General features: G+C 43.0%; 10 protein-coding genes and 1 pseudogene. 7 read left to right on the top strand and 4 right to left on the bottom strand.

The features are described from left to right. The 3 genes and pseudogenes from IM479_RS17295 to IM479_RS17285 form a co-directional block, all read right to left on the bottom strand. Window positions 1-237 (bottom strand): annotated as a pseudogene (locus IM479_RS17295) (RNA-guided endonuclease TnpB family protein); the annotation flags it as partial. 127 nt (window positions 238-364) lie between these two features. Next, window positions 365-619 (bottom strand): SemiSWEET transporter, encoded by a 255-nt coding sequence (locus tag IM479_RS17290; RefSeq protein WP_286826774.1) that lies wholly within the window; start codon window positions 617-619, stop codon window positions 365-367. A 126-nt stretch (window positions 620-745) separates the two neighbouring features. Next, window positions 746-1,246, bottom strand: coding sequence for a L,D-transpeptidase (locus tag IM479_RS17285; protein ID WP_286826775.1), 501 nt, complete (start codon window positions 1,244-1,246; stop codon window positions 746-748). Between the two features lie 165 nt (window positions 1,247-1,411). Here IM479_RS17285 and IM479_RS17280 point away from each other — a divergent pair, with 165 nt between their 5' ends. The 6 genes from IM479_RS17280 to IM479_RS17255 all read left to right on the top strand — a co-directional run bounded on the left by IM479_RS17280 (window position 1,412) and on the right by IM479_RS17255 (window position 7,582). Then, window positions 1,412-2,287 carry an ABC transporter ATP-binding protein gene (locus IM479_RS17280; protein ID WP_286826334.1) on the top strand — a complete coding sequence of 292 codons (876 nt, stop codon included), beginning with the start codon at window positions 1,412-1,414 and terminating at the stop codon, window positions 2,285-2,287. A 370-nt stretch (window positions 2,288-2,657) separates the two neighbouring features. Continuing rightward, the gene (locus IM479_RS17275; protein ID WP_287685124.1) at window positions 2,658-3,461 is read left to right on the top strand and encodes an ABC transporter permease; all 804 of its coding nucleotides are present in this window, start codon (window positions 2,658-2,660) and stop codon (window positions 3,459-3,461) included. After that, on the top strand, window positions 3,462-4,217 hold the full coding sequence (locus IM479_RS17270) for an ABC transporter ATP-binding protein (RefSeq protein WP_287685123.1): 756 nt from the start codon (window positions 3,462-3,464) through the stop codon (window positions 4,215-4,217). 577 nt (window positions 4,218-4,794) lie between these two features. Then, complete coding sequence (locus tag IM479_RS17265) at window positions 4,795-5,226, top strand: DUF4278 domain-containing protein (protein WP_287685122.1); 432 nt, start codon at window positions 4,795-4,797, stop codon at window positions 5,224-5,226. A gap of 117 nt (window positions 5,227-5,343) precedes the next feature. Then, complete coding sequence (locus IM479_RS17260; RefSeq protein ID WP_286825831.1) at window positions 5,344-5,697, top strand: hypothetical protein; 354 nt, start codon at window positions 5,344-5,346, stop codon at window positions 5,695-5,697. Next, window positions 5,666-7,582: a hypothetical protein gene (locus tag IM479_RS17255; protein ID WP_287685709.1), complete on the top strand. Its 1,917-nt coding sequence runs from the start codon at window positions 5,666-5,668 to the stop codon at window positions 7,580-7,582. Before IM479_RS17260 ends, IM479_RS17255 begins: the two co-directional genes overlap by 32 nt. Before the next feature lie 178 nt (window positions 7,583-7,760). On the opposite strand, the gene ftsH is transcribed toward IM479_RS17255, so the two are convergent. Further along, window positions 7,761-9,725 carry an ATP-dependent zinc metalloprotease FtsH gene (gene ftsH, locus IM479_RS17250; protein WP_287685707.1) on the bottom strand — a complete coding sequence of 655 codons (1,965 nt, stop codon included), beginning with the start codon at window positions 9,723-9,725 and terminating at the stop codon, window positions 7,761-7,763. Between the two features lie 132 nt (window positions 9,726-9,857). On the opposite strand from ftsH, the gene ccsB reads away from it, so the two are divergent. Beyond that, a complete protein-coding gene (gene ccsB / locus IM479_RS17245; protein ID WP_287685706.1) occupies window positions 9,858-10,844 on the top strand; it encodes a c-type cytochrome biogenesis protein CcsB in 987 nt (328 codons plus the stop codon). Window positions 10,845-11,140 lie beyond the last annotated feature (296 nt).

Raw genomic sequence — 11,140 nt, 5'->3', positions numbered from 1 at the left:
TGCCCGCAAGGTTCTTTCTACAGCAGTCTGGCAAGCATGGGAGTTTAAATCATCAACAAATTTCAACTCTTTCCTTAATGCTGTGTTGTACCGAAATAACTCTGTTTTGCCAACACCCCGATTATCCATCCAATAACGCAGGACTTTATTCCGAACAAATTGGGTTGTTCGTATTGCTTCATTAATGGCTTCTATCTGATTAGGTTTTGGCTTAACTTTGTATTCTAGTACAAACATTTTGACAATGCTAGACTGGGTATCAACATCTTAACACAAAATTCTTTAAGTTGACACGGCCCCCTGCCAACCGCCTGCTGCCTTCGTTGACGTGAGCCAATAGATCCGCAAGAGATTGCCAGTTATTTTAATCATATTTAATCTTAAAATAGAGAATTGTCCCCGCTAAGATAAAGGTAACAAAATTAGCGATAATAATCGGTTTACTGCTCACATAAATCCCGTAGATTAGCCAAAGAAAAACCCCCAGACAAAAGCAAATAAACATAGTTAGGGACAAGTCCTTAGCGGAACGATAACGCCAAGTTTTAATCACTTGGGGTAAAAAGGAGACAGTGGTTAATATTCCCGCCACGATCCCGATTAGTTCAATAATATTCAACGCTTATCCTCTTAGCTTAGTTTCTTTCATTTTAAACTGTTGACTATCTAAATTACGCCTGAAGACGGCTCTCTCGACATCATGGGGGTAAAGTGTTGGTAAATGTGACATTTTGTCCCATTGTTTCTATTGAGCGATTACTATCACTGAAGTGCCGATTTGTACCCTTTCAAATAAAGCCTTTATATCTCGATCGCGCATCCTGACGCAACCGTGGGAGACGGCCCGGCCGATGAGATTTTCTTGCGGTGTGCCGTGAAAACCGATAAAATTCGCACCATCGGTCCAAAATCCGATCCAACGCGCCCCTAAAGGGTTGTTTTTTCCCGATGGCACCAGTTGCCCAGTGAAAGGATGTTCCCAGACCGGTTCCCGCACCATCTGAATCACCCTAAATTGTCCCGTTGGGGTTTCCCAACCCGGACGACCGATCGCCACTGGGTAAGAAGCGATTATTTTCTGTCCTTGGTAAACAAAAACCCGTCTTTTTTTTAAATTCAGCAGCAAACGGGTTTCCGTTCGGGTTGCCGTGGTTGCGGTACGGGAATTGCCCAGACTAATCGGGGGATGGAGGAAAAATTCCCCTATTCCTAGATATAAACAGAGAATCGCCACAAAAACTCGCATCTGATACCAGCAAAGTCAAAATTTTTTATCCGTATTCTAATCTGATTGTGACGATATAAAACCACAGTCGATATGACCACTGCGAGATGCTCCCGATCAAATCGGAGTCGAGTTAGGCTAATTCGGCTACACTAATCCATAGCTAGAATATTAACTTTTGTAACTATGACCGCCGCTATTGCTCTCGATCGCGTTTCTAAAATCTATAACAATCTCCCAGTAGTTAACGAGCTTTCCTTTACCATCGAAAAAGGGGAAATCTTTGGTTTACTCGGTCCCAATGGTGCGGGAAAATCGACGACAATCCGCATGATTATCACCCTCACCGAAGCAAGTCAAGGAGAAATCGCAGTGGCGGGGTATGATGTGAAAAAATACCGCGATCAGGTGAAAAGAAATATCGGGGTAGTCTTGCAACAGATTAGCGTTGATGGGGAATTAACCGTCTGGGAAAATCTGGAATTTCACGGCCGGATGCACCATATCCCCAATCCCCAGAGACAGGAATTAATCGATCGCTATTTAGATTATGTCAGTTTAAGCGATCGAAAATCTGCCCTTGCCAAAACTCTTTCCGGAGGGATGAAACGACGTTTACAGATTGCTCGCGCTCTTCTTCACGAACCAAAAATCCTCTTTCTCGATGAACCGACAGTCGGTTTAGACCCCCAAAATCGTCGTCGTTTGTGGGAAGTAATTCGCGATTTAAACCAGCAAGGAATGACAATTTTATTAACCACTCACTACATGGAAGAAGTGGAATTTCTCTGTCAGGATAACGCCACGGGAAAACCGGGCAGAATTGGTATTATGGATGCGGGCAAATTAATCGAATTAGGAACTCTAACGGATTTTCGCACTAAGTATGGCGAGGGTTTAGTTATCAAACAAGTTGGCGATAAAATCGATTATAAATTCTTCCCCACCGTGGCTGATGCCAATGCCTATCTTGACAGTTTGAGCGATAAAACTGGCGTAATGTGTCGCCCTTCCAACCTCGAAGATATCTTTGTGGAACTGACGGGACATAAATTAGATTAAATTCTTGGTTTGGCTGTTAGGAAGTTGTTCAGTTATCGGTTTTTGACTCCGGTTTTTCTGAGATTAGCTGTGTTTAAATCGGCATTTCTTGGCTTTTATCTGATGTCTATTTTATTGTCAAACCTGCTAGAGTCTAGGTCAATTAGCTGAGGCTGTCCCTAAAAACCGAGTTTAACCCTAAAAAAAGAGGCTTTTAGCGGGTTTTAAGCTTTTTGAGCCAGATAAATGGCCTAGGAAGGGAACTTTTTCCCGAGAGGGAGAGTCGTCGGGAACTGGATAAAAACTAGAGTCCCCTCTCGATCGATAGACAAAATTGACGGTAATCGTTTAGAATAAAGCACTGAATACTGACGAGATGACAATTATCCCTATGACCGATCTCCAGACAAAAACTAGATGGTCAACAGCGCGGCGATATTACGAGTTGCTTAGTGTTTTAGTGGAACGTAATCTCAAGGGACGCTATCGGGGTTCTTTTCTGGGGGTTTACTGGTCCTTGTTAAATCCCCTGATTATGACTGCACTATACACGGCAATTTTCGGCACGGTTTTCGCCTCTTATTTTGATAATTCTATAGTTAACTATGTCCTAGCGGCTTTCACCGGTTTAGTAGTAATAAATTTCTTTAATGCTTCCACTAACCAAGCTTTACCTAGTATCGTTGGTAATGGCAGTATTCTAAATAAAATTCGTCTGCCGGTTAGCATCTTTCCCGTTTCGATGGTAGTGGCAAATATTTTTCAATTTGCTATTAGTATCTTTCCCCTTTTGGCTATAGTAACTCTTTGGAAATCTCAAAGTTTAATTAATGTAATTGCTCTGATTTTTCCCGTGATCGGTCTTTCTATGGTTTGCACGGGAGTGGGTTTTTTTGTCAGTACCCTCTACGTTTTCTTCAGAGACTTACCCTATTTTTACGAAATTGTTTGTTTTGTCGCTTGGATTAGCAGCCCGATTTTCTATCCCCCGGAAATTATTCCTCCCTCCGTAAAACCATTCCTCCTATTAAACCCATTATTGCCGGTAATCGAAAGTATTCGCCAATTGTCCCTTTCCCCCGGATTACCGGATTTTGGTTTGATTTTTCAATCTCTATTCGGTGGGATCATCATCTTAGGAATTGGTTGGACTTGCTTCCGACTCTGGCGACATTTATTTATGGATTTATTATAAATGACAGAAGTAATTCGACTCGATCAAGTGTCTCTCGAAAGACGTACTCAAGAAGAATTCTCCTACGATCTAAAAAGGACAATCTTCTCTATTCTTGAAGGTAAATATCGTCAACCTGCCAAAAAATTAGTTCTAGATGATATAGATTTAGTCATTAATTCCGGAGCGAAATTAGGTATCATTGGAGCTAATGGCGCAGGAAAATCTACTCTCTTAAAAGTCATTTGTGGTATTCTGGAACCAACAAAGGGACAGGTAAGAGTCAGGGGACAAATTGCCTCTCTAATTGAATTAGGAGCGGGTTTTGATCCAGATTTACCGGTAAAAGATAATATTATTCTCTATGGGGTAATGCTGGGATTTTCTCGTCAGGAAATGAAGGAAAAAACCAAAGATATCCTTGACTTTGCTGAGTTAGAAGAATATATGGGAGCGCCGGTGAAATCTCTTTCTTCCGGGATGGTGGCTCGTTTAGGATTTGCGATCGCTACGGAGGTTCACCCCGATATTCTTATTCTTGATGAAGTCCTTTCCGTCGGGGATGAAAGTTTTAAAAATAAGTGTAAACGACGGTTAAAAAAATTCTGGAATTCTAACGCCACTATTTTAGTAGTTTCCCACGATTTGACTTTAATTCAAGAGTCCTGTAACCAAGTAATTTGGCTAAATAAAGGTCAGTTGCAATGTCAGGGTACATCGGAAGATGTAATCAAGTTTTATTTGGATTCTGTACATCAAAATGAAGTTAATTTTTAATTAAGTAGGTAATCTCAATTAATTGTTAGATAGTAATAATGTATCTACGTTTCATACCAAATCCGTTTTTAATAGTGTGATTAACCCTCAAGTTATCAATTGTTTCTCCCTGCTCCCCACTCCCTGCTCCCCACACCCCACTCTCCTATACCTTTTAAACAGGATTTAGTATTACTTGGTCGAAAACGCTGTAACCAAATAAAAAACCTCGGTGTCCAGCCGAGGTAGCGCTAAGTTATGTAGGAGAACTCAAGCAAATCTGTCAATGGGGCAAACCCAAACCCCGAAAACTTTTTTAAGCTAGTCAGCCCAGTTTTTCACCGTTGTCTCAGACTAAAGGAATCATCAGCTGTCCGATACTCTCCGAGACAATCTGAACCAGCTTGGTGTCTTGGCTGTTTTGCTTTAACTTTTAGCTCATGTAAATAAATGTAACAGCATTTTTACGAATTGTAAAGAAGAATTGACAAGATAAAACTTATATGTAACATAAGCTAAGTTAATATTTTTCGCCGATCGAAGCTAGGGAGGTAATAATAGAGAGATCGGTTCACTAGCGTGACAAGGTGTACCCAGAATGTCCTATTCGTTTTTATTACCACTATTCACCGCTGCCTTGGCTGCCTATTTCTGGCAGAAGTCCAGCGATGAGATCGCTTATCTCGCCAGTGCCGCCACGGTAATTAGTTTAGTGTTGAGTCTGGTTTTAGCTCCTTGGCAGATTCAGCTATTAATTCTCTTGACAGTTGTGATTGTCGTCACCTTTTTATGGCAAGGACGAGAAGAGCAGAAGAATCTCCCCGTCCCCACTCCAGAAACCGCCGGCGAGAAAAAGTATCGTGGCGCCACCTATATCGAGCCAACAGTCACCGAGGCTCCTGTCAAGGAGCGAGGGGGTAAATATCGCGGTGCGGAGGTTAAAATCACCAATAATCCCACGGTGGCTAACCCAATTCGCTCCTCATCTCTCAAATACCGCGGCGCCGGTTCGACAAACAAGGACCAGTAATCAGTTATCAGTTATCAGTTATCAGTAATCAGTTATCAGTGGAAAGCTTAAGGCTGAAAGCTATCATTCAAAAGTCAACTATCAATAAGTACATTTCATTGACTGAATTTTTTAACTATGGCGATTATTGTCCAACATTTAACCACAGGTAACGAATATATATTCTTAGGAGTTAGTGGGGGTGAAAGTAAGAATATTTTACCCACTAAAATGTTAGGAGATTTCTTCGCCATGGAGAATCCAGATAAATCTCGATCGCTGACGGTTTGTGACGATCAAGGCCGCATACTTTGGTTTCCCGTCACAGAAATGATTGTGGTGGAGGTAGATGGTCAAAAACCCGAAGAATTATTACCAGAAATTATCCCTCCTGAACCAGTTCCTTTACAATTAGATAAAGAAAATCAACCTCAGTCCCCAGAAAATCAAGGAAACATCGATGAATTTGCCGAAGATGACGATTGGATCTAGAATTAAATATCTAATTTTAGCGGTAATAATTGCCCTATTTACTATGGGCTTTAATTCCCTCTATTCTGTTTCTCAAAACTTGATCGCTTCCTTCCCCGTTGCCGAAGTTAACCCCCAATATCTTAACGATTGGACACCGGAATTAGAGGCAGAATTTCAACAAAGGGCCAAGCAAGTTATTAACCATTTTGCTAAGGCAGAAAGTTATGGCAATTTGTGGGGAGAAAACGAGAAAAGATCCTATCCTATGGCCATGTTTGATTTCTTGGCAGGAAACCGGCAAAAAGCCCTAGATTTCCTGCAGCAGGATGACCCACAAAAACGGGAACAGGCCCACACCGATTATATAGATTATTATTTTTCTTTTACCCTAAAAGGACAAATTAGAAAGTATTTTCTTCTCGGAAAATATCTCGATCCAGTTTATCGTCAGAGAATGTATAATGCGGCGAAAATTTGGACAGAAACCGACCCTTTACAACGACCCCATCCTATCCATGGTACTGGCCAAGGAACGGGTAATGATTGGAGTATAACAAGACGGGGTTTATGGGTAGATAGTCGCAATACTGATAACCTGCGAGCGATGCGCGAAACATCGGTTTATCTGATGGCCGAAGAAACAGGAAATGAGGCAACTCGTCAAATTTATAAAAGTAAAATTAAGCGTTACGTTTCAGCTTTATATAACATCGGTATGGGAGAATGGGATTCAGAAGTTTATCACGGTCATACCTTTGCTCCCTATCTCAATCTCTACGATTTTGCTCAAGATACGGAAGTTAAACAATGGGCAAAAATGGCCTTAGATTGGTTATCTATGGCCGCTAGTGTTAAATATTATCGCGGTGGTTGGGGTGGTCCTGTAAAACGCGATTATGGTGATGGCCATGGGGTAATGCGATCGCACGCATCACGCACTTTTTGGCTATACTTTGGTGATACTCCCGTCCCCAATAATCGCCCGGAATTGGACTCTTTTTATCTAATTACCAGTGGTTATCGTCCTCCTTTGGCAGTGATGGAATTAGCCCGAAAAAACTTTAATAAACCGGTAGAAATTCTCGCCAGTAAACCCCTGTATGAAAACTGGAAACCGGGCAATAATCAAAGTCCGGGTTATTGGGAAACTCAATTTATCGGGGCTAGTTATCAAATGGGTAGTCTGGTGGGAACTTTCCCCGATGGCGATGTGGCCCCGTTTAAATTAATGGCCTTTAATCAACATAAAGGTGTGGATTTTTTTGTGGCTAACACTGGCAAAAATGGCGTAAAACCGGGCAAAAATCCTGGGGATGAAATCGGACAATATCGTAATCTTTTAATCTGGTTACGTCCAGCAGACCAAGCTTTTTTCTGGCAATTACCGAAAACTGCCAAGGTAGAAAAAGATGATAATATCTGGTTTATTCAATTAGAAAAAACTTGGTTAGCCCTGAGATTAATAAATCTTTCTTCTCCTGAAATGATCGAGATTCCTAATTCCCCTTATCCCGATGATAATACCTACCAAGCTTTACCCACAGGTAACAATTATGCGGGTTTTGCTCTGGAAGTGGGGGAAGCGGCAACCCAGGGTAGTTATGAGAATTTCAAGAGCATATTTAAGCAAAAAAGTCAAGTAAATTTAACTCAAATTAACCAAGGCAGGGTTTTATTTAAAGGCAGTCAAGGGCAGAGTTTACAATTTACCTATAATCAAATCAATCTACTGCCGATGTTAATTCGTAACGGTCAAAAGCACGATTGGTCAAAAAATTTCGCCCTTTATAACAGTTTAAGTCGAGATAACTCTCCCGTTTCTTTGGGATGGAAAGAGGGCAAATTAACCGTCAAAGCAGGGAAATATCAATTTTCTAATACTTTGATCCTCCCCTCTCCTTAAGTTAGATATTCTCGACTATTTATTCAGCAGACCCTAGTTATGAGGAGAGGCAAAAGGCAAAAGGCAAAAGGCAGCTTTGTTCTCCCCACTTCCCCACTTCCCCACTTCCCCACACCCCACACCCCACACCCTGTCCCCACGAAAAACTTTTTCAGCAAACCCTATTTATGAGGATTGATCAGACCATTTGCGCTTGGTTTAAGAATTCTTGCAATTCTTCTCCTTCGATTACTTCAGTGGTCAAAAGATTAGTGGCAATCGACTCTAATAAATTGCGGTTGTGACTGAGAATTGCTAGGGCTTTTTGGTAACTAGCGTCGATAATTTGTTTAACTTCTTCATCGATCGCTTTGGCCGTATTTTCCCCGATCGAACGCCTGGGACTACCCTGATTATTACCTAAAAAATTAGCCTGTCCTGTTTTATCGTAGGCTAGGGGGCCGAGGGATTTACTCATACCATACATTGTCACCATTCTTTCAGCAATATCCGTCGCCCTTTGTAAATCATCGGAAGCGCCATTAGTCACACTGCCAAAGATTAATTCTTCGGCTGCCCGACCGCCCAATAACATAGTAATTTGTTCTTTAAATTCGGTTTCTGTCATCAAAAAACGGTCTTCCGTGGGAATTTTCAGGGTATAACCCAAAGCGGATAAACCCCGGGGAACGATGGAAATTTTCTCCACCCGACCACCTCCCGGCATAACTGCACCGACTAAAGCATGGCCAACTTCGTGATAAGCGACGATTTTCTTTTCTTTTTCCGATAAAACCCGACTTTTCTTTTCTAAACCGGCGATAACTCTTTCTATCGCCTCTTTAAAATCAATTTGACTGACTTTTTCCCGATTATTACGGGCAGCCAAGAGAGCAGCCTCATTGACGAGATTGGCTAAATCGGCCCCGGCAAAACCGGGGGTTTGGGTGGCGATCGCTTTGAGGTTAACATCTTCACCCATCTGGACTCGTTCGGCGTATATTTGTAAAATTGCCCATCTTCCCGCTAAATCGGGACGATCCACCAGAACTTGGCGATCAAAGCGCCCCGGACGCAATAAAGCGGCATCAAGAGTCTCTGGGCGATTGGTGGCGGCTAAAACGATGACGACGGCTTCTTTGGGGCTAAAACCGTCCATTTCTGTCAAAAGTTGGTTTAAAGTCTGCTCGCGCTCATCATTGCTGCCGCTAGTTCCCGATCCCGAACTTCTCGATTTACCGATCGCGTCCAATTCATCAATAAAAATGATGCTAGGGGCATTTTTCTTCGCTTGGGCAAATAGATCCCGCACCCGGGCTGCCCCAGTACCGACAAATAACTCCACGAATTCCGAGGCCGAAATGCTCAAAAAAGTCACTCCCGCTTCTCCCGCGACCGCTTTTGCTAAGAGGGTTTTTCCCGTCCCCGGCGGTCCGACTAAGAGAACACCTTTAGGAATACGCGCCCCAATTTTATTAAAGCGCTCGGCATCCTTGAGAAATTCGACGATTTCCTTTAACTCGGTTTTTGCTTCCTCGGCCCCGGCCACATCACTGAAGGTAATCGGATATTTTTCGTCGTCTCCGTAAACTTTAGCGAGATTTTTGTTAAAAAGCAGCGATTTACGGGTGTCATCGTTGCGATAGAACAGAAACTGCATGGCGGCGACTAAAATTAAGGGAGGAACCACCCAAGCGAGGAGAGTGGTGATCCAACTGTTTGCGGCCACGGGAATCGCCTCGAAGATTACGCCTTTTTGCTGTAATAGTTGGGGTAATTGGGGGTTATCGACTGGAATCGTGGCAAAAACTCGTCCGGAGACTAGATTACTGCTTGTTTTGCTGCCCAGAGAACTAGAATCACCGTGAAAGGGATTACTTGATTCTGGGGGATTAACGGGGGGATTACCCGGAATAGGCAGGGATTCTAAAGGATTTTTTAATTGATAAAAGATGACTTGATTGCCAATTCTGACCTTACTGATGTCGCCCCGTTCCACTTTACTGATAAATTCGCTGTAGGGTTCGAGGGGAATATTGGACAATTCTGAGGGACGAGGGATAAAAAAATAGCCTAAAGCGGCAACACCAGAACAAATGATCAGGATTTTGCCTAACAGAGGCAAACGCGACCAGGAAAATTTATTATCTTCTTGATTAGCCATAATTTTTAGGGTGGGTGAGAGTGAAAATGCAAAGTCCATGCTAACAATTCCCTGTCTCGATCGCCTTACCGATGGGATAGGATAGAGGATGGAATACTTGGTAGCGAGCGAGCGACAAACGAGAGAAATCCCATGAATTTAGTTAGCTTAGAGAACTTTCTCGATAACACTTCTTTTTTAGTCCTGTTTTTAACCATGCTGGTTTATTGGGCCGGGGCAGCCTTTCCTAGCATACCTTTGTTGCCCGGCTTAGGCAGCACGGGAGTGGCCATCGCTAACCTCTGTATCGCCGCTTTATTGGGGGCGCGCTGGTTAGAAGCGGGTTATTTCCCCATTAGCAATCTTTACGAATCTTTATTCTTTCTCGCTTGGGGTGTAACTGCGGTTCATTTAATTGCTGAGTACACTAGCCGCAGTCGCCTGGTGGGGGTGGTGACGACTCCTGTAGCCATGGTGATTACCGCTTTTGCCACTTTGTCCTTACCCGGGGAAATGCAAACTTCGGCGCCCTTGGTTCCGGCTTTAAAATCGAATTGGTTGATGATGCACGTTAGCGTCATGATGTTAAGTTATGCTGCTTTGATGGTGGGTTCCCTGATGGCGATCGCTTTTCTGATCGTCACTAGAGGTCAAAATATCGAGTTAAAAGGCAGTTCCGTGGGTACGGGAGCCTATCGTCTCCAAAATAAGTTATCTACCACTCTTTCCGCCCCAATTTTCCTGGAAACGGCTAACGGTGGCCCAACCGCCCTTTTAACTCCCACCTTAACAGCGATGGCGACTCTTTCGCCCCAACGTCTCAGCTTGGCGGAAACCCTCGATAATATCAGTTATCGCGTCATTGGTCTCGGTTTTCCCCTTCTCACTATCGGTATCATCGCCGGGGCAGTTTGGGCGAATGAAGCTTGGGGTTCCTATTGGAGTTGGGATCCGAAAGAAACTTGGGCGCTAATCACTTGGTTAGTGTTTGCCGCTTATCTCCATGCGCGCATTACCCGGGGATGGCAGGGCAGAAAACCAGCTATTCTAGCGGCCAGTGGTTTTGTTGTGGTTTGGGTATGTTATTTGGGGGTGAATCTTTTAGGTAAAGGCCTTCATTCCTACGGTTGGTTTTTCTAAATCAGTTATAGGGGTGGGTTGGTAAACCTGCTTGGTGCATCTCATTTTTGTAAATCTACTAAGCTGGGATTTTTAAAGGGAAACTCTCTGCTAAAATTGGGTATTACTTCCGATTTTATCAATCAATCCAAGCTTTTGGGGGGTAGAACCCCCCAAACCCTAGGGCTGTTTCATTCTCCCATCAGAATATCAAAAGTAAAAGCGATCACTGTCAGGTAAAATGAAAAGTGACCGCCAACTTTTAAAATATATGTTGAGCTTAATAGAAAAACTGAAACAAGTCAAGGACTTTCGGA

This window comes from Microcystis sp. M165S2, from assembly GCF_020245885.1.
Lineage (GTDB): Bacteria > Cyanobacteriota > Cyanobacteriia > Cyanobacteriales > Microcystaceae > Microcystis.
The sequence above is the reverse complement of the archived record's forward strand: the minus strand, read 5'-3'. Positions and strand labels throughout refer to the sequence as shown.

Excerpts from the sequence above, each read along its gene's own strand:
- ccsB (WP_287685706.1), top strand. The coding sequence starts at position 9,858 with ATGAATTTAGTTAGCTTAGAGAACTTTCTCGATAACACTTCTTTTTTA.
- IM479_RS17260 (WP_286825831.1), top strand. The coding sequence starts at position 5,344 with ATGGCGATTATTGTCCAACATTTAACCACAGGTAACGAATATATATTC.
- IM479_RS17265 (WP_287685122.1), top strand. The coding sequence starts at position 4,795 with ATGTCCTATTCGTTTTTATTACCACTATTCACCGCTGCCTTGGCTGCC.
- IM479_RS17275 (WP_287685124.1), top strand. The coding sequence starts at position 2,658 with ATGACCGATCTCCAGACAAAAACTAGATGGTCAACAGCGCGGCGATAT.
- IM479_RS17285 (WP_286826775.1), bottom strand. The coding sequence starts at position 1,246 with ATGCGAGTTTTTGTGGCGATTCTCTGTTTATATCTAGGAATAGGGGAA.
- ftsH (WP_287685707.1), bottom strand. The coding sequence starts at position 9,725 with ATGGCTAATCAAGAAGATAATAAATTTTCCTGGTCGCGTTTGCCTCTG.
- IM479_RS17280 (WP_286826334.1), top strand. The coding sequence starts at position 1,412 with ATGACCGCCGCTATTGCTCTCGATCGCGTTTCTAAAATCTATAACAAT.
- IM479_RS17255 (WP_287685709.1), top strand. The coding sequence starts at position 5,666 with ATGAATTTGCCGAAGATGACGATTGGATCTAGAATTAAATATCTAATT.
- IM479_RS17270 (WP_287685123.1), top strand. The coding sequence starts at position 3,462 with ATGACAGAAGTAATTCGACTCGATCAAGTGTCTCTCGAAAGACGTACT.